General features: G+C 74.0%; 17 protein-coding genes and 1 pseudogene. 6 read left to right on the top strand and 12 right to left on the bottom strand.

Annotated features, from left to right (window positions below):
- Positions 1-19: 19 nt before the first annotated feature.
- Entirely contained in the window at positions 20-1054 is a 1035-nt protein-coding gene (locus tag ACI8AC_RS17735) for a glycosyltransferase family 4 protein (protein WP_456899148.1), read from the bottom strand.
- Positions 1055-1450: 396 nt separating this feature from the next.
- On the opposite strand from ACI8AC_RS17735, the gene ACI8AC_RS17730 reads away from it, so the two are divergent.
- From ACI8AC_RS17730 to ACI8AC_RS17720, 3 genes are all read left to right on the top strand, one after another.
- Complete coding sequence (locus ACI8AC_RS17730) at positions 1451-2248, top strand: SGNH/GDSL hydrolase family protein (RefSeq protein WP_456899147.1); 798 nt, start codon at positions 1451-1453, stop codon at positions 2246-2248.
- Positions 2249-2326: 78 nt separating this feature from the next.
- A complete protein-coding gene (locus ACI8AC_RS17725) occupies positions 2327-3604 on the top strand; it encodes a lipopolysaccharide biosynthesis protein (RefSeq protein ID WP_456899146.1) in 1278 nt (425 codons plus the stop codon).
- Positions 3605-3614: 10 nt separating this feature from the next.
- Positions 3615-5114, top strand: coding sequence for an O-antigen polymerase (locus ACI8AC_RS17720; protein WP_456899145.1), 1500 nt, complete (start codon positions 3615-3617; stop codon positions 5112-5114).
- On the opposite strand, the gene ACI8AC_RS17715 is transcribed toward ACI8AC_RS17720, so the two are convergent.
- Positions 5101-6819, bottom strand: coding sequence for a glycosyl hydrolase family 28-related protein (locus tag ACI8AC_RS17715; RefSeq protein ID WP_456899144.1), 1719 nt, complete (start codon positions 6817-6819; stop codon positions 5101-5103). The genes ACI8AC_RS17720 and ACI8AC_RS17715 overlap by 14 nt on opposite strands.
- A 274-nt stretch (positions 6820-7093) precedes the next feature.
- Here ACI8AC_RS17715 and ACI8AC_RS17710 point away from each other — a divergent pair, with 274 nt between their 5' ends.
- Positions 7094-7777 (top strand): phosphatase PAP2 family protein, encoded by a 684-nt coding sequence (locus ACI8AC_RS17710; protein WP_456899143.1) that lies wholly within the window; start codon positions 7094-7096, stop codon positions 7775-7777.
- Positions 7778-7844: 67 nt separating this feature from the next.
- On the opposite strand, the gene ACI8AC_RS17705 is transcribed toward ACI8AC_RS17710, so the two are convergent.
- Positions 7845-8600, bottom strand: a complete 756-nt coding sequence (locus ACI8AC_RS17705) for a hypothetical protein (protein ID WP_456899142.1) — start codon at positions 8598-8600, stop codon at positions 7845-7847.
- 162 nt (positions 8601-8762) lie between these two features.
- On the opposite strand from ACI8AC_RS17705, the gene ACI8AC_RS17700 reads away from it, so the two are divergent.
- Positions 8763-9311, top strand: a complete 549-nt coding sequence (locus tag ACI8AC_RS17700; RefSeq protein WP_456899141.1) for a dihydrofolate reductase family protein — start codon at positions 8763-8765, stop codon at positions 9309-9311.
- Between the two features lie 24 nt (positions 9312-9335).
- On the opposite strand, the gene ACI8AC_RS17695 is transcribed toward ACI8AC_RS17700, so the two are convergent.
- From ACI8AC_RS17695 to ACI8AC_RS17685, 3 genes are all read right to left on the bottom strand, one after another.
- The gene (locus tag ACI8AC_RS17695; protein WP_456899140.1) at positions 9336-9551 is read right to left on the bottom strand and encodes a hypothetical protein; all 216 of its coding nucleotides are present in this window, start codon (positions 9549-9551) and stop codon (positions 9336-9338) included.
- 180 nt (positions 9552-9731) lie between these two features.
- Entirely contained in the window at positions 9732-10196 is a 465-nt protein-coding gene (locus ACI8AC_RS17690; RefSeq protein ID WP_456899139.1) for a hypothetical protein, read from the bottom strand.
- Positions 10197-10365: 169 nt separating this feature from the next.
- Positions 10366-10656, bottom strand: a complete 291-nt coding sequence (locus ACI8AC_RS17685; protein ID WP_456899138.1) for a hypothetical protein — start codon at positions 10654-10656, stop codon at positions 10366-10368.
- Between the two features lie 521 nt (positions 10657-11177).
- Between ACI8AC_RS17685 and ACI8AC_RS17680 the strand changes: the two genes are divergently transcribed.
- Positions 11178-11867 carry an N-acetylmuramoyl-L-alanine amidase gene (locus tag ACI8AC_RS17680; protein WP_456899137.1) on the top strand — a complete coding sequence of 230 codons (690 nt, stop codon included), beginning with the start codon at positions 11178-11180 and terminating at the stop codon, positions 11865-11867.
- Here the strand turns inward: ACI8AC_RS17680 and ACI8AC_RS17675 are convergent.
- From ACI8AC_RS17675 to fdh, 6 genes and pseudogenes are all read right to left on the bottom strand, one after another.
- Entirely contained in the window at positions 11839-12162 is a 324-nt protein-coding gene (locus ACI8AC_RS17675) for a hypothetical protein (RefSeq protein ID WP_456899136.1), read from the bottom strand. The genes ACI8AC_RS17680 and ACI8AC_RS17675 overlap by 29 nt on opposite strands.
- Before the next feature lie 75 nt (positions 12163-12237).
- Complete coding sequence (locus ACI8AC_RS17670) at positions 12238-12687, bottom strand: hypothetical protein (protein ID WP_456899135.1); 450 nt, start codon at positions 12685-12687, stop codon at positions 12238-12240.
- Positions 12688-12804: 117 nt separating this feature from the next.
- Positions 12805-14436, bottom strand: coding sequence for a zinc-ribbon domain-containing protein (locus ACI8AC_RS17665; RefSeq protein ID WP_456899134.1), 1632 nt, complete (start codon positions 14434-14436; stop codon positions 12805-12807).
- A gap of 168 nt (positions 14437-14604) precedes the next feature.
- On the bottom strand, positions 14605-15672 hold the full coding sequence (gene nrfD / locus ACI8AC_RS17660; protein ID WP_456899133.1) for an NrfD/PsrC family molybdoenzyme membrane anchor subunit: 1068 nt from the start codon (positions 15670-15672) through the stop codon (positions 14605-14607).
- Positions 15669-16733, bottom strand: a complete 1065-nt coding sequence (locus ACI8AC_RS17655; protein ID WP_456899132.1) for a 4Fe-4S dicluster domain-containing protein — start codon at positions 16731-16733, stop codon at positions 15669-15671. The genes nrfD and ACI8AC_RS17655 overlap by 4 nt, the downstream gene beginning before the upstream one ends.
- Positions 16734-16755: 22 nt before the next feature.
- Positions 16756-20067 (bottom strand): annotated as a pseudogene (gene fdh, locus ACI8AC_RS17650) (formate dehydrogenase).
- Between the last annotated feature and the right edge of the window lie 405 nt (positions 20068-20472).

Below are 20472 nucleotides of genomic sequence, written 5' to 3'. Positions count from 1 at the left end.
CGGTCCTGCCCTGGCAGCGTCACACCAGGCCGGCGGCCTCCAGCGCACCGACCATCCGGCTGCCGTAGGTCTCCCAGGAGAAGTCCCGGGCGCGTACGGCAGCGGCCTCCCCGACCCGGGCACGCAGCTCCGCGGAGGCACCGAGCTCGGTCAGCACCGCGGCGAGCGGCTCCGCCTCCCCCGCCGGTACGACGAAGCCGTCCACGCCGTGCCGGATGATGTCATCCCCGAAGGTGTGGGTGGTGACGACGGTCGGCAGGCCGCGCGCCATGGCCTCGAGGCCGACCAGCCCGAAGCCCTCCACGAGCGAGGGCAGCACGAAGACGTCCGCCGTCCGGTACTCGTCGTCCAGGGCGCTCTTCGACAGGGGGCCGAGGACGTCCACCCGCGGATGCCGGCCGCACACGTCAGCGGCATCCCCGATCGGCTTGCCGGCCAGCACAAGACGCGAGCCCTCCGGCAGGTCCGCCGCCTGGAACGCCTCGATCAACTGTGCCAGTCCCTTCCGCTGCGTGAGCATGCCGGCGAACAGGATCCGCACGCCGAGGCCGGGCGACCGCGGGAGCTGCACCTTCCCCTCCGGGAGGTGTACGCCGAGCGGGACCGTCAGGATCCTGTCCGGGTCGACGCCCGCAGCCACGTACGTCCCGGCCGAGAAGCTGCTGGCCACGACCAGCACCGAGGCGGACGCGATCTCCTCGTCCAGCCGGTCTGCCCAGTCGGCTTCGAGGTCGTGGTGTTGGAGGGTCCCCACCCACTCGGGACGGCGCTCGGCCTCCGCGGCGAGGTACCGCTCCATCCACCGGTGGTGGGCGATCGGGCAGTTGAGGACCGTGGGGACGCCGCGCCGGCTCGCCGCCTCGAGGATGGCCCGCGCACCGGTGGCCTGCGCGATGACCAGGTCCGGCGCATCCCCCCGGCGCAGTTCCCGTGCGACCGCGCGGTCGAACCACTCCGTCCGCTCCCGGACCAGCCGGGTCGCCAGGGCCCACCAGGGCTTGCGGATGGCGAGCTGGTGGCCGATCTCGAGGAGCACCCCGTGGCGTTCGATCACCTCGTGCGGGATCCCACGCAGGGTCCGCCGGCCGACGAGCCCCCGGAAGGGACGCGCCCACGGGCCGGTGACCACCGGGCTCGATTCCGACCAGCCCAGGCTGGTCCGGTACCCGCACAGCAGTCCCCGGGAGGCCAGTTCGCGCGCGAGGTGCGGCAGCTCCGGATGCGTGCCGGCATTCGTCACCAGCGCTCGGCGCACACTTCCCACACCGGCCTCCTCCGCTGCTCGGAGCGAGCATGGTTCCACGCGGGAGAGGCACCTCGGCCCTCCTGCGCCACCGGGATCCCGCCCGGGCCTCCGGGCCGGGTCACAGGAGGTCTTCTCACGCATCCGCCCGACCGGCGGCAGCGCGATCGGTGCCACCCGGCTCGTCCGGCGGCTACCCTCCCGCCCATGGCAGGAGGCGGGGGCAAGAAGCCGCCCTGGTGGGCCGTGCTGACGCTGGCGGCCGGGCTGGTCGCCCTGGCCGTGCTGCTGCCGTTCGACCTGAGGCGCCAGCAGATCGGCGCGTCGGAGGGAGCCGCCGCTGCTCCGGCCGAGCCCCCCATCCACGCCGATCGCGGTCCCGCTCCGCTCGCCGTCGTCCTGGGGGACTCCTGGTCCGAGGGCTCGGGCGCCGAGTACCCGGGGGGCGGGTTCGCCGACCAGCTAGCCGAGGCTCAGGGGTGGCGCCTCATCAACGCCAGTCAGGGCGGCACGGGATACGTCACGGACGGCCCGGAGAACTACCCCAAGCGGGCTCCACTGCCCGAGCGGGTGCCGGACGTGGTGGCGCAGGGCCCCGACGTCGTCATGGTGGTCGCGGGGCTCAACGACGCGGGCCGGGACTACACGACCGAGCAGCTGGAGGGAGCGGTCGAGGCCACGCTGCGGCCGCTGCGCGACCAGCTCCCCGAGGCGCTGGTCGTCGTCATCGGGCCGTTCTGGCCGAACGAGGAGCCGATCGACTCCGCGCTCCAGGTGGACGCCGTGATCCGGCAGGAGGCGGAGGATCTCGGACTGCCGTTCGTCAGCCCCATCGAGGAGCGGTGGATCACCGGCACCAACGACGGCACCCCGCTGGGCAACCGTGCCCAGTACATCGGGACCGGGGTCGACGGGACCCACCCGACGCAGGCGGGACACGACTACCTGGCCGACCGGATCGAGCAGTTCCTCACGACCGTCCCCGACGTGCCCTCGAGCTCGTAGCCGGCTTCCGGGTGCGGTGCTGTGCACGGCTGGACGAACAGGACACCGACATGAGACCTCCGGCGAACCACCGCGTTGATGGCGGACACAGCGCTCTCTGATCGCCCCCTGCGGCGGGCGCTGACCACCCTGCTCAGCGGCCGGGTGGTCGCCGGCCTCCTCCAGGTGGCCTTCATCGCGCTGCTCGCCCGTTCCTTCGGGGTGGAGACCTACGGGTGGTACGTAGCGTTCCTCGCCGGCGTCTACCTGGCGATGAACGCCTTCGACTTCGGCTTCGGTACCAGGCTGCTGAGGATCGCGGCCGAGGAGGACGCGAGCAGCACGGCGACGTGGATGTTCCTCATCCGCTCGACGACGAACCTCGTGATCATCGTCCTCGGGGTGTTGGTGTGGGGTTGGACGGCGCAGGAGCCGCTGGTCCTCGGCTGGGCGGTCGTCGTCTACGCGACCGGGGAAACCTTCGGGGACGTGGGGTTGGGATACCTGCTCGGACGGGGGCAGGTCCGTACGTCCGCGGCGCTCCTGATGGCACGCCGCATCGCCGCCGTGACGCCGTTCGTCACGGGCACAGGTTTGGCCCAGGGGGCGGCAGCCCTCTTCGCGGCGGGCGCCGCTGGGTGGATCGCCGCCTATCTCGCCATGCGGTCGTCGTTCACCCGGCCACGCCGCTTTCGGGCGTTCGTGCGCAACGGGGTCGCCTACTGGGGACTCAGCGGGGTGGCGAACCTCAAGCAGACCGACACCATCCTGGTGGCGGCGGTGGCCGGGCCGGCGGTGGCCGGGCTGTACGGCGCGGCCACCCGCCTCCTCGGCCCGCTCAACCTGGTGACGTCGGTGCTGCAGCAGGTCTTCGTGCCCCGCCTGTCCGCACTGCGCTCCCTCCCGGAGCGACGCGCCCAGTGGCAGATCTTGTTCCGAGCGACCTCGGTCGTCTGCGGCCTCCTGGTGCTGGGCAGCTTCGCCAGCCCGGTCGCCGTGGACCTCCTGTTCGGCGATGAGTTCCGCAACGGCTGGCCGGTGCTGGCGGCGGTGTGCATCGCCGCCGCCCTCAACGGGCTCTCCGAGGCGTACCTGTCCTGGATCTACGCCGAAGGCGCCCGGGTCCGGCTCAGCCTCCTGTCCGGCGGCGCGATCCTCATCGGGCTGATCGTGCTGACCCTTCTCTGCTGGCGTTTCGGGATCGTCGGCGCGGCCGCGGCCGTCATCGTCCCCTACCTGCTGCTCACCCTCCTGTACCGGCACGTCGGCAGGTCGGCCCGGACGGCTCCTCCCGACGCACCCGAACCGGTCCCCGCGGTGGAGGAGGAATCGATCCGGCGCGCAGAACCGGCGGACCGACCCGCCCGCAACGGCTAGGCTCCCGCCGGTGACGACCGCTCGGCTACGGGGCGACACCACTCCAGCTCGGGTGCCCGGCGTCGTCAGCCTGCTGCTCGCCGTGGGCTGCGCCGTCTACGTGATCCTGGCACCCGTCGACGACGTCGTCTTCTGGTCGACACTGGTCGTCGCCTTGTGGTTCACCCTCCTCGGCTGGAAGACCATCGCCGGCTCGGCGGACCTCAGCGAACCGATCCACTGGATAAACGCCACCTACTTGGTCCTCTTCGGCCTGCACCCGCTGAGCCTGCACGCCCTCGGGGGCATCGACGCCCCCTACCACGGGACGTTCGACATCTCACCGACGTATGCCTCCGCGGTGTCGACCGGGTTGCTCTCCATGACCGTGGTCAACATCGGCTATGCCGTCCTCGCCAGGCGCCGTGGGCCCGAACCGCAGCCCCCGGGGGTGGCCCGGCCCGGGCCACCCCCGGCGGGTCCGGGCATCCCCGCGCCGGGCTCCGTCCGGCGCATGCGGACGGCCGCATGGCTCCTGGTCCTCGTAGGCGCGTGCGGCATGGTTTACCTGCTCTCGCTGGGAACCGACAACGAGAACGGCAGCGCGGGAGCCGGGCACACGGCCTACGCCTACAACCTGCCCTACGTCCTGATCCCGGCGTCGCTGCTCTTCCTCGCCGTCTACTGGTGCGAACGCAAGCGAGCCGACCTCCTCAGCGGCGTGCTGGTTGCACTTGCCTACGCCTCGATCCTGATGACCCTGGGAGGACGGACCCCCATCCTGCTCGCGCTCAGCGCGCCGGCGCTGTTCGCGGTGATGCAGTGGCGGACCCGGATTCCGCGCGCAGGGGTCCTCCTCATCGCCGTCCTGGCGGTGGTCGGATTCGCCGCTCTCCGGGACGCCAACTCGCCCACGAGCTCGCTGGGTGAGTCGCTGTCGCGGTCGGTGACCCATCCTGACGAGGTGCTGATCCAGACCTTCACGGGAGACGACACCGAGATGGTGGACGCCCTGGCGCTGGAGATGCGGTTCGTGCCCGGCCACTTCGAACACGAACCCGGGATCATGGTGCGCTCGACACTGGGAGCCCCGATCCCGAGGCTGATCTGGCCTGACAAGCCGAAGACCGCGGACGTCGTCCTCAACGAGGTCCTGTTCGACCGAGGCGCCAACGAGGCGAGCGTGGCCTATTCCATGGTCGGCGAGGCGTACTTCGATTCCGGGTTCCTCGGGGTGGTCGCGTACGGCGCCGCCCTCGGCGCGCTGTACGGCAGCCTCTGGCACAGGCGGCGGACCCGCTCCCTCTCCCCCCTCGACACGGCGCTGGTCGCTACGGCGACGGCAATGGTCCCCATCGTGTTCCGGGGGATCCTGGCCTACTCCCTCGGCATCGCCCTGTTCCTGTTCGCGCCCCTGGTGCTCGTCAAGCTGTGGAACGCCGCCGCCGAACGCCGGGCACGGGCCGAGACGGCAGCGGGCTCCCCCATCGACCTCATCCGCGCGGCGGGGGGCCGTCTCACGCCTCGGTGATGGAGGCGTCCACGTACACCCGGTGAGCGGCTCCGGCGGTCACGGTGACTCGGACGTAGTGCTCCTCGGTGGAGCCGCCCGCGGTCACGGTCACCGGGACGGTCGTGTGATGACCGACCTCCTTCAGGCCGCCCGCCATGCGGACCGAATGCCGCGTGCCCGTGGCGTCGAAGAAGGTGAGGTCGACGCGCACCGTGGTGGGCTCCCGGACCACGCGGTAAGAAACCCAGACCGTGTAGTCCCGGACGACCGGGGGCCGGAGTTCGACGACGTCAACCGGCCGGGTGTGCATGATCAAGGAGCCTGTCGTCGTGGCGAGATCCGTGTACTGGTAGGTCGTCCGCACGGCGTCGTTGCCCTCGACCGTGACGTCGGTGGCATCTGCGACCCCGAGGCCGTATGCCTGCGTGAACGAGGCGCCGTTCCGGACGCCGGCGGGCGGGACACCCGCCCAGTTGTCCTTGACGGTCACCCCGCGGATCCCGGCCGCGACAGGGTCCTCCACGACGATCCCGGTGCGAACCGCGCGCGTGACGGCCTCGATGCGGTTGCGTTCGATGTGGACGTCACGCAACGGACGGTCGGTGGTCGTCCTGACATGGATCGCACTCCACCCCGGCGTGTATGCACAGTCGGTGAGGAGGTTGTCGGTCACGGCGGTCGCGGAGGTGAAGAGGAGGAATCCGGTCCGCGGGCAGTCGCTCACGGTGTTGCGCGTGATGACGATCGGGCCCCAGGGCCCCTGACTGCCGGCGCTCCCCAGGGACAGCGCCTCCTTGTCACAGGCGTACATCGTGTTGTCCGCGTAGACGGCACCACCGGGGCCTTCGGCGAGCATGTCCTCGAACCCCGCCGATGCGGAGGTGTGGAGAGTGTTCCGAACGGCCGTCAGCCAGGATGCGGTCACGGAATTGCAGTCGCCGTTGGTGTCGTAGAGCTCGCAGTCCTCCACGGTGTACCGACCGAGGTCGATGCCGCCGTAGTAGACGATCTCGCCCTTCCACCCGTGCACCCGGCAGCGGGACACCCGGATTCGGTCGAAGGCCCGGTCGTTGCGCATCCAGATGCCCTTGTGCGTGAGGTCCCAGCCGTCGCCGGTGCCGACGTCGGCCGGGAAGTCGTTGTCGTGGGTGCAGTGCGCCGTCCCGTCGAGGCTGAGGTCCTCGAACGCGATGTCGGTCTGCGCCGTGGCGGCGGACGCCCCGCCGTCGAGGAAGAAGCCCGCTCCTCGGAACACCTTTCCGTCCACCACCTGCCAGGACGTCTCGTGCACCTCACCTCCGAAGGCGTGGAAGACCAGACGGCTGCGGTCGCGTCCGTCGCCGCGGAAGGTGAGACCGGAGCCGGTCACCGACAGGGCGTGCCCCTCGTCGATGTTGTCCTCGGGATCGACCTGGCGTGCCACTTGCGGCTGGAGCCGGTAGACCCCCGCGGGGAGGTACACCACTCCCCCGCCCGCCCGCTGGGCCGCGTCGATCGTCGCCTGGACCGCCACCGTGTCGTCGTGGATCCCGTCACCGAGGGCCCCGCGGTCCCGGACGTCGAAGACGCCGCCGTGGTGGACCTCGCCCTGCGCGGCGCCCGGGACGTCCGGCCTCGGGGCGGCGCGGTTCCCGGTCCCGGACCGGCACGCGGCGAGGCACACCGCCCCGGCGACCGCGACCGCGCCGCGCACGAGGAACGAGCGGCGGGTCAACTCGTCCATCGGGCCACCGGGAGAACTCGCGCCGGGTCTTCGGGCCCGACCCCGTGCCCCCCGCTCGACCTCCGGCGGTTCGACGGATCGTCCACTGGAAGTGCTCCCATGTCCGGCGGGCGCAGAGCAGCATCTCCATGATGCCCGGCTTCGTCGTCCTTCCAAGGGGTCGACGGCCCGAGCATGCGGACTCCCCCGTGGCCGGATCCCACCCGCACGCGCTCCGAGGCCGCACACGCACCCCTCTGGACGGTGACCTCCCCGCGCCGCCACCCTGACGAGGGTGATTGCGCGAGAAGTGCCCGGCACGGGGCCGCTCATCCCCCGCCGCCTCCGCGGCCCGCTGTTCGGGCTGGCCGCCGCGTGCGCGGTCCTCATCGTCGCCCTAGGGGTGCGCTACCACGACGATCGGACCTTCGGCCGGCTCGACCGGTGGGTGGTCGACGAGCTGCCCTGGGCCATACCGGTGCGTTCTCCGGCGCTCTCGTCGTTCGGCGCCCTCACGGGCATGGCGGAGGCCGTCGTGGTCGCGACAGTGCTCGCGATGGCGTTCTGCGTGCTGCGGCGGTGGCGGCTCGCCGCGCTGGCGCTGGCTGGCCCGGCCCTGACGGTCTTGATGACCGTGGCCGGGAAGCACCTGGTCCAACGGGAGTTCTACGACGATCCGGACTCTCTCGCGTATCCAAGCGGTCACACCGCGGGGGTGACCGCGGTCGCCCTCGTGGTCGCACTGGCCGCGATCCAGCGGGTCGGCACACGCGTCGTCGTGGCGGGTCTTGTCGCCATGCTGGCGGTCATGGCGGTAGCGGCCAGCGTGGGGCTGGTCATGGTACTGCTGAACGGCCACTACGCGACGGACGTCATCGCCGGATACGGCACGGCCGTCACCGCCACGGTGAGCACGGCCGCGGTGCTGGACCGGGTCCGCCTCCCCGTGTGGCGGCTCCAGTGGGTCGGCCCGGGCTGATCACCCCGTCTACTTCTCGGCGAGCGGCCGGTTCGCTGGTCTCTCCCCGCCCGCCTGACCCGCCGCGTCAGCGGGAGCGGACCCGATCCCCGAGCCGGTCGTCCAGCGGCACCCCTTGCGCCCCCGGGCCGGTCGGCCGCCGCCGCGCCAGCCCGGCCGCGAACGCCAGCGTCAGGCTCAGCACGACCAGCTCGCCGCCGTCCTCGGCGACCCCGAGCAGGCCGTCGAACGCGGGGGTGCCGTGGAGGACCGCGTGCGCCCCGTCGAGCACCACGGCGCAGAACATCAGGGCGACGAACCAGCCGGCCATCACCCAGCTGAACCGCCGGCCGGCCGGGCCGCTGCGCAGGTGCACGACCGCCACCGCCACGAGCGGCACCAGGCCGATCAGCCCGAAGGCGAGCAGCTCCCCCACCTGCTGGCCGTCGAAGCCGGCCACCTCCGGGGGCAGCAGCCCGACGTCGACCAGCGCGTGGCCCACCCGCTCGTGCAGCGAGACCGCGTCGTCGACCAGCACCACCGCGTAGCAGGCCGCCCAGGCCAGCGCCGTGCCGTACCGCAGCCGCTCCGCGACCACCAGCAGCGCGGCGACGACGCCGGCCTCCAGCGCGTAGCCCCAGAACTCGGGCAGGCTGCCGTCGATGTCCATCGACCACAGCCGGACCGGGAAGGCCCCCTCGGGGACCAGCCCCAGCATGCTCGCGCTGTGCACGGCGATGAAGGCGACGTCGACCAGGAGGAGGACGGCCAGCAGCGGCAGCCACGTCGCACGCAGCAGCCGGGCGGCGGGCCGCGCGGCCACCCGGGAGAGGACCTGGCGCATCCAGGCAGGGTAGTTCACCTGCCGTTCACCCTGCATTCCCCCGGACGGGTCCCGGGTGGCCGCCGGGGGACCGATGAGTTCCGCGGGCGCGCCCCGTCTGCACCCACGACAGGCAGGACGCCGGGCAGGCGCACCGCCGCACCACGAGCGAAGGAGAGTTCCATGGGCAGGATCCGCGTGCACGAGTTCGTCAGCCTCGACGGCGTCTACGAGGACCCCAGCTGGACGTTCGAGCACGGCTTCCCCGACGACCTCGCCGCCTCCATCGGCGAGATCACCGGCGCCAGCACCGGCATCCTGCTCGGCCGCACCACCTTCGAGATGTTCGCGCCGGCCTGGTCGACCCGGTCCACCGAGGACGACCCCGGCGCCGCCTTCTTCAACGACACCCCGAAGCACGTCGTCTCCTCGACGCTCGGCTCGGCCGACGCCTGGCAGAACTCCCGGGTGCTCGGCCCCTACGACCCGGAGACCATCCGGAAGCTCAAGGAGGCCGAGGACCTCTACACCAGCGGCAGCGGCACCCTGGTGCGGGCGCTGATCGCCGACGGCCTGCTCGACGAGCTGCACCTCTACGTCTACCCGGTGGTGCTCGGGACCGGCGCGAAGCTCTTCCCCGAGGGGACGGCGACCACCCGGCTGGGCCTGATCGGCTCCCAGCAGCTCACCAACGGCGTCGCGCACCTGACCTACGGGCCGGCCGCCTCCTGACCGGGCGGGCCGGGCGCCGGCGGGTCAGCCGCGGCGGAAGAACCGGCGCCCGGCCCGCCGGTACCGCTCGCAGCCGCACAGGGCGCAGTCGCTGCCCCGCCGGTAGTGCTCGTGCGCGGTGCGACCGTGCCCGCAGGTGCACGGCGGCCCGGCGCCCGGCGCGCCGACCGGTTCACCGACGGCCCGCAGCGAGGGACGGGGGGTACGGGGGGAGGGCTGGTCGCCGCCCGGAGCGTGCACGTACGGACCCTTTCGACACGCCGTCGTCCCCGGGCCATCCACTGCGCGCCGCCGACGGTGAACGGGACAGTAACCGCGCCGGGAGCCGCCGTCCTCCCAGGTCGCGCCGCGTAGCGGAACAGCAAAGTTCCTATCCCGCGTCGCTCCGGAGCGTGCCCGGTCGGGCACGCCGCGCTGGTGTCAGACGACCTCGGGTGCGTCCAGCGGAACTCGTCGCCGCGCGGGCCTCGGCACGGGCAGCACCGGCCGCGCGGGGGGCCGGGCCGCGGGCCCGGTCAGCTCGTCCCGCAGCGCCGCGACGAAGGTCCGTGCGGTCGGCAGCGCCGGGACCACCGGGGGACCCAGCGGGATGAACAGCAGCCGGTTGGGCTCGACGAGGTGCTCCCCCACCACCAACCGCACCCGGCGGCGGCCGGCCGCGAGCTCCTCCCAGGTGAGGTGCAGCACCATCTGGCGGACCAGCCCGCGGCCGAAGACCACGTAGCGGATCGCCGCCGGGCCAACGTGCGCCTCGCGGATCGTCGTCCCCCGGTGGCCGCGGGCGGCGGCGAGGGCGCGCCGCCCGGCCTCCCGGACGTCCTCCGGTCGCAGCGCCACCCGCACCGCGAACTCCAACCCGGCCACGTCGTCGGCGTGGTCAGCCACGTGCATCCCCGTTCCCGCATGCCCCCGTCGCCGGCGCGGGAACGCCGGTCTATCCCCCGGCGGGCACTCTACGCGGCCGGCCACCGGGGAACCGGCACGCGGTGGTCTCCGTGTCGGTGCCGGGGTCGCGACCGGGGTCCAGATGCCGGGGCCCCGGGGCTACCGGACGTCATCCGCGGCGGCGCCGCGGCCACCTGCGCAGCTCCGCCAGCGCGGCCTCCAGTCGCGCCACCTCCGGGTGGTCCCCCTGACCCCGCGCCCGGCGCAGCGCCCAGCGCAACCGCCCTCGGCGGCCGACCAGGGCCCGGACGACGACCACCAGCAGCACGAGGCCGGCTCCCCAGCCGACCACCTCCGGTACCGGCGCCGGCGCGCCGAACGCGTCGAGGAGCGCGTACCCGACCACGTAGCCGAGGACGACGACCAGCAGCGCCGGCACGGCGAAGACGAGAAGTCCCACGGCACCCCTTCACCTCACGGCCGCCCGCCGGACGCAGGCCGACGTCTCCGCTGTTCCCCTGCTGCTGGATCCTCGCCGGTGGCGCCCACCCGGTGACGGTCACCGTCGACGCCCGCGCACTCGCCACCCACCGGGCGCTGGACGTCGACGTCGAGCTCGTCCCCGGCTGAGCTCCGCCCCGCAGCGTTCCGCGAACGGGCAGGCGGACGCCGGGTCCCCGGGGACCGGCTGCCGGGGAGATGTCCCGGTGGCCGGCGACCGTCGGCGTCGCTCCCGGCCGGCGTCCGTTGCTAGGGTCCGCCCGTCGATCGACCCGGGAGGGCGGCATGACGACGGGGCCCCGCCGGCGCCGACCGGCCGTTCGCCTCCGCCCGCCGTGGCGCGTCGCCCTGCCTGCTGCCGTGGTCCTGGCCGGCCTCGCCGCCTGGACGCCCGGCGCGGCGTCTCCCCTGGCGGCCGGCGGCCCCGCCGTGCAGGGCAGCCCTACCGCGGTGACCGGCACGTCCCCGCCGTCCGCCCCGGTGAGCCCCTCCGTCACTCCCGCGCCCCCGCTGGCCGGGCGCACCGTCGTCCTCGACCCCGGCCACAACCGCGACAACGCGCAGTACCCGGGCGAGATCGACCGGCCGGTCGGCGCCGGCGGGTTCCCCAAGGCGTGCAACACCGCGGGCACGGCGACCGACGACGGCATCCCGGAGGCGACGGTGAACTGGGAGCTGGCACTCGCCCTGCGGGAGCGGCTCGCGGCCGCCGGCGCCCGCGTCGTGCTCACCCGGGACGCCGACGCCGGCTGGGGGCCCTGCATCGACGAGCGCGCGGCGGTCGCGAACCGGGCCGGCGCCGACCTGCTGCTCTCCCTGCACGCCGACGGCGCCGCCGCCTCCGCGCACGGCTTCCACGTGATCATGCCGGGGGTGCGGCCCGGCTGGACCGACGACATCGCCGCCGACAGCCGCCGAGCCGCCGTCGCGGTGCGCGACGCCCTGGTCGGCGCCGGGCTGTCGCCGGCCACCTACCTCGGTCAGGAGGGGCTCGACGAGCGGACCGATCTGGGCACGCTCAACTGCTCGGACGTTCCCGCCGTGATGCTCGAGGCCGGCAACCTGCGGCACCCCGGCGACGCGGCCCTGCTGACCGGGGCCGAGGGGCGGGCCCTCGTCGCGGACGCGCTCGCGGCCGCGGTCACGGCGTTCCTGCTGGGTAGCCCGTGACGAGGACGTCGCTGATCGCGGTGAAGTCGCGCTGCGCCGCGGGGTTGCCGGTGCCGGCGACCTCGAGGACGACGCGGGTGGTGCGCACCTCGGCCGGGAGCTGGGAGGTGGTCAGGTCCGGCTGCGGCGCGGGGATCCGCTGCTGGTGCGACGCCCCACCGCCGAAGTGCCAGGACACGGCGGTGACCGTCCGGTTCTCGGCGAAGCGGTCGGTCCCGTCGGCGGGGTCGACCTTGGCGTAGCCGGGTACGAGCCCCACCGCCGTGACCGTCACCGGCTCGGCGAACTCGTACACCAGCTCGGCGCCGACGGCCGCCCCTGGGCACCGCCAGGCCGTCGAGGAGTCCCCGTCGAGGGTGTGCGCGGGCTCCTAGGTGATCGTGGCACCGGTCGCGTCGACGCTGTCCGGGGCCTGGCACGTGGCCGTCACCGAGACCGGCCGCAGCGGGCCGGCCGGGCCCGGCCCGGGCGGCTGGTCGGCCTGCTTGACCGCCGGTGGGGCTCCGGTCCCCACCGCGGGCGGGGGCGAGGCGGCCACGGGGTCGCTCGGCACGCCGGCGGGCGTGTCGGAGGACGACTCGCCGAGCAGGACGTAGCCCCCGACGGCGACCGCGGCGACCACCGCGGCCGCCGCCAGCCAGGGCAGCCACCGGCCGCGCCGCGGCGGCTCCTGGCCGCCGCCCGGAGCCGGGCCGGAGGCCCACGGTGCGGGGATGGTTCCTGCGGTGGGAGCGGCGGTCGGCGGCCACGGCGCACCGGGCGACGTCGGAGGTCGCCCCGCCGACGGATCGTCCGGGGTCCAGCCCTGGGGGTGCACCACGGGTGTCGCCTCCTCCACGCGATGGTGGTCCGCCGTCCCTCCCGGGAGCGGGCCCGGCCCGCGACTCCGGGGACGGGCCATCCTCCGGCCGCCGCCCCGGCGGCACAACCGGCGCGGCTACCCGACGGGCGGCGTCGGCCGGCCCGGTGCCACGCCGAACCGGCGTCGCACGCCGGCGACGAAGCCGCTCGGCACCCTGGCGGCGACGACCGGCGCGAGCAGGCCGATCACGACGCCCCACACGCCGAGGACGACGGCGGCCAGGAACGGGTTGAACAGGACCGAGGCGTCCGCGGTGGCCTGGAGGTCGCCGAACTCCTCGACCCCGCCCTCACCCTCCACGCTGATGCGCAGCAGCAGCGCGGCGACGAAGGCGACGGCGGCCAGGGCGGCGGCGAACCGGGCACCCTCGCGGCGCGCGCCCTCGACGGTGTCGTGGCGCACGGCGAGCGCGGCGGCCACGACCACCATGGCGGCCAGCAGCACCACCGGGGCCAGCCAGAACCAGGCGCTGGCGTCGGTGAACGTGATCAGGTCGACGCTCTGCGAGCCGCTCGGCGTCAACTCACCCAGCACGCCGCTGGTCGCGCTGCCCTCCGCGTCGAGGGGCACGCCGGCCGACCACAGCACGCCGGCCAGGGCCCCGTTGGCGCCACCGATCAGCGTGACGCCGAGGGAGACCAGCCGGTCGCCCTCCTCGACCAGGAGGTGGAGGAGGGCGACCAGGACGGCGAGGAGGCCGGTGGCGAAGACCGCCAGCGCCCCGGCCAGCGGGGCGCGCACCCTGTGCCGGACGGCGCCGACGCGGCCGGGGAGCTCGGTCGAGGAGGACAGCAGCCAGGTCAGGCCGAGGGTCGCCACCGCGAACAGCAGCGCGCCGACCACCGTGGAGACGACGCCGACACCGACCCGGCCGTCCACGCCGAGAGCGTCCGCAGGCTCCGCCTCGTAGCGGGTCAGCAGCGACAGCGGGAGGAAGCAGGCGGTGAAGACCAGCGCGGTCCGCACGCCCTGCAGGAGACCGTCCACCGCGCTCGCGGGCGGGCGGCTGCGCAGGCTCGAGCCGTACGAACGGCCCAGCAGCGCGAGGCCGACCAGGGTGACGGTGAGCGGGAGGACGCCGAGGGACCCCGAGGTCCCGAACGACCCGGCACCCGCCTCCAGGTACGCGTTCCCGCCGACGGCGAGGCTGGCGCCACCCAGCACGAGGGCGAGGGTCTCCCGGAACCCGATCCCGCCCTCCGTGATCAGCAGCGCCCCCACCAGCGAGAGGGCGAGCATCGCGCCGACCGCGAGGCCGGCAGCGCGCGCGGCACCGCCCCAGTCCCCGGTCAGCAGCGCGTCGACGTAGCTGCGCCGAGGAGCCCCCGGGTGCGGCGCGCCGGGGACCGGGCCACCCCAGGGGGCGGCCGGCTGCGCAGCGGCCCAGGCTGCGGGCTGCTGCGGGGTCCCCCACGCAGCGGCGGGCTGCGGCGCGGTCGACGGCGTGTACGCCGGTGGCGTCGCGTACGGCGGGCCGGCCTCGGGCTGCTGGGGCCACGTCGAGGGCTGCGGGACCGGAGAGGTGACGTACGGCGGAGGCGCGGCGGTGTACTCGAGTCCCGGCTGCTGCGGGGCGGCCCACGGGCCGGCGCCCGGCTGGGGGGCCTGCTCGACCGGCGGCGCGGGCAGCGGTGCACCGCAGGCGGGGCAGAAGTTCGCGCCGGGCGCCCGCTGCGCCCCGCAGTTGCCGCAGTAGGTCCCCGTCATCCGTACGTCCTCCCCGTCGGTCTCCCGCGTGCGCCGGCCGGCGCACCGGTCCACTGTGACGGGCTTTCGGCACGAGTCCGGCCGTTGTTGAGCGCACGCCGGCCCCCGGTCCCCCGGAGGACGAGGGGACAGCTACCCGACCGGTCCGGGAGCGCCGCCCGGGAGGCCTCAGCGCACCAGCGAGCCGGTGTCCTCCCGCGCCGCGATCCGCTCCCGCTGCGGGACGACGGTGTACTTCGGGTCGCGCGCGCTGGCCATCCCCGCCTCGAACACGCCGAACCGGGTCAGCAGCGAGCCCGCGGCCAGCAGCGCACCCGACACCACCGCGCCGGCCCGCCTGCGGCCGGTCACGACGGTGAGCGCCGCCCCGGTGGCCGTGCAGGCCCTGGCGGCGCGCATCAGCTTCCCGGGCCGACCCTGGTGGTAGGGCTCGCTGACGACGCCGTGGCCGCTCTCCACCCGGTGCATGGCGGCGAGCTCGATCGCCGCCCCGGCGACGGCCATCTTCCGCGACGGCCCGGCCTCGGCGACCGGGGTGAACGCCATCGTGATCCCCCCGCCGGCGGCCATCGCGGACCCGCCGAAGACGTAGGGCAGCTCGCCGTGCGGCTCGTGCCACGACGGGACGGCGGTGTTGGACAGCAGCACCGCGGTGTACGTGGCCAGCGGCCCGCCGAAGACGGCCGCCACCGCACCGCCGAAGCGCTTGAGCCGCGGGAACCAGCCCAGCAGCTCGACGGCCGCGGTCGCGCCGGCCGCCGCGCTGAACGGCGCCAGGATGTAGGAGCCCACCGACAGCGGCGAGGTCGGCTTGAGCACCCGCAGCATGTGCAGGAACCGCTCCGGCCGGCCGAGGTCGTGGATCAGCCACCCGACCGAGGCGATCGACGCGCCACCGGCGGTCAGCCGGGCGGTGCGGGTCAGCGCCGGGCGGCCGGTGAGGTCGGCGAAGGCGGCCAGGACGGCCGAGGAGCCGGCGGCTCCCCCGAGGAACAGGTAGAGCGGGACGTCAGGGGTCTTCCACACCGGGGGCTTGATGATCGGCCGCCCGTAGTACGAGGTGAACTCCGCCTCCTCGACCATCGGCACCTCGCCGCCCGGCCGCCCCCCGCCGCGGCGGCGCCGGCGCTCCCGGCGCTGCGCCGGCGGCCCGTCGGCCCGCCGCCAGCCGGCCCCCGGTGACGCGGCCGCGCCGGTCGTCCCGTCCGGCCCGCCGTCCATCGGCGCGCCGGTCACCGTGGCCTCCTCGAGCCGAGCACGGCCGAGAGCGCCACCCCGACGATCATGACCGCCGCGGCCCCGGCCGACCGCCACATCGACGGCAGGTCGCGGGTGGTGACCACCGGGTCCGGCGGCAGCCCGTAGACCTCCGGCTCGTCGAGCAGCAGGAAGAACGCCCCGGCGCCGCCGACCCCGTCGGACTCGTCGCGCCCGTACAGGCGGGCCGTGCTGACCCCCTGCTCCTTCAGGGTCGCCAGCCGGGCGTCGGCGCGGGCCTGCAGCTCGTCGAGGTTGCCGAACTGGATCGACTCCGTGGGGCAGGCGGTCGCGCACGCGGGCATCAGCCCGTCCAGCGTCCGGTCGTAGCACAGGGTGCACTTGAACACCCGCCCGTCGCCCTTGCGCTGGTCGATGACCCCGTACGGGCAGGACGGCACGCAGTAGCCGCAGCCGTTGCAGATGTCGCCCTGGACGACGACGGTGCCGAACTCGGTGCGGAACAGCGCGCCGGTCGGGCAGACGTCCAGGCACCCGGCGTGCGTGCAGTGCTTGCACACGTCGGAGCTCATCAGCCAGCGGACCTGCTTGTCGGCGCCCGACTGGCCGGTCTGCGGGTCGAACTCGCTGAGCGCCTCCACGTTGAGCACCGACTGCTGCGCGCCGGCCAGGCTGTCGGCCTGCGCGTTCGCCGGGGAGGGCCCGCTGCCCTGCCGGTCGTCCCCCGGCCGGCCGAACGTGGGCATCGGCAGGTCCACGGTGCGGGTCTGCTCGATGAAGGCGACGTGCCGCCAGGAGTTCGCCCCCAGCTGCCCGGTGTTGTCGTAGGACATGCCCGACAGCCCGATGACGTCGCGCGTGCCGTGCGCGTCGTCCATCGGCAGCATGTTCCACTCCTTGCACGCCACCTCGCAGGCCTTGCAGCCGATGCACACCGAGGTGTCGGTGAAGAAGCCGACCCGGGCCGGGTGGTCGGCGTCGTAGCCGGCCTCCCCCTGGACGTCGGGCAGCGGCCCGTACAGCCGGTGGTCCGGGTCGCGGCCGGTGAAGGCCGGGCTCGCCGAGCTGATCGAGGTCACGCGCCCCGCCTCCCTGCTCCGGTCACTGCTGCGACCCCTCCCCCGCCGTGGCCTCGACCGGGTCCCGGCCGTTGAGCCCCACCCGGCCGGAGGGCACCCCGGCCCGGAGCCGGTAGGACTCGACGAGCTCGATGAGCTCCGGCCCGCGCGGCCGGCGGCCCGGCCGGATGTCGGCGGTGCTGACCTTGTCCTCCTGGATGTGGGTGTTGGCGTCGAGCGCGATGCCCAGCAGGTCGTTGGCCGAGTCGCCGGTCGACAGCCCGCTGTAGGACCAGTGGTAGGGCATCCCGATCTGGTGGACGACGGTGCCGTCGCCCAGCCGGATCGGCCGCATCCTCTCGGTGACCAGCACCTTCGCCTCGATCGCCGTCCGCGAGCTGATCAGCGTGGCGAACTCCCCGTTGGTCAGCCCGCGCAGGTCGGCGAGCTCGGGGCTGACCTCGACGAAGAACTCCGGCTGCAGCTCCGCCAGGTAGGGCAGGGTGCGGCTCATCCCGCCGGCCGTGTGGTGCTCGGTCAGCCGGTAGGTGGTCACCTGGAACGGGAAGACCTCGCTGCGCGAGGGGTTCTCCCGGTTCCACGGCCCGGGGATGCGCTCGACCGTCGGGCTGGCCTGCTGCTTGTACAGCGCGTTCTCCACCACCGACTCGACCGGCTCGTAGTGGGTCGGCAGCGGCCCGTCGACCAGCCCCGACGGCGCGTACAGCCAGGCCTTCCCGTCGCCCTGCATGACGAACGGGTCGTCCCCGGCGATGGCGTCCTGCGCCCGCGCCCCCTCCGGCGGCACGTAGTCCGGCCGCTTGGTGGCCTCGAAGTCCGGCGCGTCCTGACCGGTCCACCGCCCGGCCTCCTCGTCCCACCAGACGTAGGCCTTGCGCTCGCTCCACGGCCGGCCGTCCGGGTCGGCCGAGGCGCGGTTGTAGAGGATGCGGCGGTTGTACGGCCAGGCCCACCCCCACTCGGAGGCGACGGGACCCTGCTCGCGACCGGGCTTGCGCCGGGCGGCCTGGTTGACCTCGTCGGCGTACACCCCCGAGTAGATCCAGCAGCCGCACGACGTCGACCCGTCGTCCTTCAGGTCCAGGTAGCCGGAGACCGTGCGCCCGTCGGGCCCCACGCCGTTGATCTCCCGCAGCACCGCGTCGGCGCTGGGCTCGGCCTCGGGCCCGTGCGTCGGGTAGTCCCAGGTGAGGTCGAGCAGCGGGCGGTCGCGCGGGTCGGTGGAGCCGGCCAGCTTCTCCCGCAGGATGCGGCCCAGGTGGAAGTAGAACCACAGGTCGCTGCGGGCCTCGCCCGGCGGGTCCACCGCCTTGTGCCGCCACTGCAGCAGCCGCTGGGTCTGGGTGAAGGTCCCCTCCTTCTCCACGTGCGTGGCCGCGGGCATGAAGAAGACCTCGGTGGCGATCGTCTCGGGGGCCAGCTCCCCGGTCTCGATCTCCGGGGACTCGTTCCAGAAGGTGGCCGACTCGATCAACTGCAGGTCGCGGACGACCAGCCAGTCGAGGTTGGCCAGGCCGAAGCGGTTCATCCGGCCGTTGGGGTGGCCCACCGTCGGGTTCTCGCCGACCAGGAAGTAGCCGGAGACCTTGCCCTGGATCATGTCGGCGATCGTCCGGTAGGAGCTGTGGTCACCGGTGATCTTGGGCAGGTGGTCGAAGCAGAAGTCGTTCTCCGGCTGCGCCGCGTCGCCCCACCAGGCCTTGAGCAGGTTGACCATGTAGGTCCGCTTGTTGCCCCAGAACCCGGCCTTGCCGGCGGCGTCGGCGACGTAGTCGTCGAGCGTGTCGTGCTGCAGCGCGTGCGGCATCGGCAGGTAGCCGGGCAGCAGGTTGAACAGCGTGGGGACGTCGGTCGACCCCTGGATGCTGGCGTGCCCGCGCAGGGCGAGGATCCCGCCGCCCGGGCGGCCGATGTTGCCCAGCAGCGTCTGCAGGATGGAGGCGGTGCGGATGTACTGGGCGCCGACGCTGTGCTGCGTCCAGCCCACCGAGTACACCCAGGCCGTCGTCCGGTCCCGGCCGCTGTTCTCGGTCACCCAGCGCGCGACCTGCTCGAAGACCTGCGGCTCGATGCCGCAGACCTCGGCCACCATCTCCGGGGTGTAGCGGTCGAAGTGCCGCTTGAGCACCTGGAAGACGCAGCGGGGGTGCTGGAGGGTCTCGTCGCGCCTCGGCCGGTTCGGGATCGGCGGCCCGCCGCTGCCGGCGGCCTGGGCGCGGTCGGAGGACTTCACCTCGGCCCGCTGCTCGGTGGACTTCTGCTCGGCCGCGCGGGCGGGGTCGTCGGAGGTGCCGGTGTTCTCCTCGTCGGACTCCGCACCGGTCTCGTCGGGCTCGTACTGCCAGCTGGCCTCGTCGTACTGGCCGTGCTCGGGGTCGAACCCGGAGAACAGGCCGTCGAGGTCCTCGGCGTCCAGGAACTCCTGGCTGACCAGCGCCGCCGCGTTGGTGTAGGCGACCACGTACTCCTTGAAGTACAGGTCGTGGTCGAGGACGTACTTGATCAGCCCGCCGAGGAACGCGATGTCGGTGCCCACCCGCAGCGGAACGTGCAGGTCGGCGATCGCGCTGGTGCGGGTGAACCGCGGGTCGACGTGGATGACCTTCGCGCCGCGCGCCTTGGCCTCGGTCACCCACTGGAAGCCCACGGGGTGGCACTCGGCCATGTTCGAACCCTCGATGACGATGCAGTCGGAGTTCGCGAGGTCCTGCTGGTAGTTGGTGGCACCGCCACGACCGAACGAGGCACCCAGACCGGGCACCGTGGAGGAGTGCTATATGCGGGCCTGGTTCTCGATCTGGATCGCGCCCAGGGCGCTGTAGAGCTTCTTCATGAGGTAGTTCTCCTCGTTGTCGAGGGTCGCCCCTCCGAGGCTCGCTACTCCCATGGTGCGGTTGACGCGCTTGCCGTCGCACTCGTCCTGCCAGCCCTTGCGCCGGGCCTCCAGCACGCGGTCGGCGATCATGTCCATCGCCGTGTCGAGGTCGAGGTCCTCCCACTCCGTCCCGTACGGGCGGCGGTAGCGGACCTTGGTGACCCGGCTCGGGCTGGTGACCAGCTGCTTGCTGGCGCTGCCCTTGGGGCACAGCCGGCCGCGGCTGATCGGCGAGTCGGGGTCGCCCTCGATCTGCAGGACCTGCTCGTCCTTGACGTACACGCGCTGGCCGCAGCCCACGGCGCAGTACGGGCAGACGCTCTGGACCACGCGGTCGGCGGTCGCCGTCCGGCTGGTCAGCTGCTCGGTGCCCTTGCTGCGCGCGGACCTGCCGCGCCCCAACGGGTCCGGTCCGGTGAGCTGCCGGAACACCGGCCACGCGTCGAGCCAGGTCTTCACAGGACCGACTCTGCCACGGTGGGCACGATCCGGCCGCTCGGAACCGGATCCCGCCGTCCGCGACCCGCCACGCCGTCGCCGGTGCGCCGCCCGCCGGCGGTGGCGGCCGGTCGCCCGCCGGCGGTGCCGCGCCGGCGGTGGCGGCCGCGGCCGGTCGCCCGCCGCCGGTGATCATGGGGATCCGGCCGGCCGCTCCGGCGTGTCGGCGCGTGTCCCCTGCCAGACGTCCATGATCACCGCGGTCGGGGCGGCGGGGAGACGGTGGAGGCGGGACGTGGCGGGGCGGGGCTGGTGGGGGGGGGGGGGGGGGGGGGGGGGGGGGGGGGGGGGGGCGGGGGGGGGGGCCCGCGGCCGCGCCCAACCCCCCCCATCACGCACGCCCCACCCCCCCACCGCGACCACACG

It is taken from the genome of Geodermatophilus sp. SYSU D00758 (genome assembly GCF_054049955.1).
Note: the sequence above shows the minus strand (reverse complement) of the source record. Positions and strands in the feature narration are given on the sequence as shown.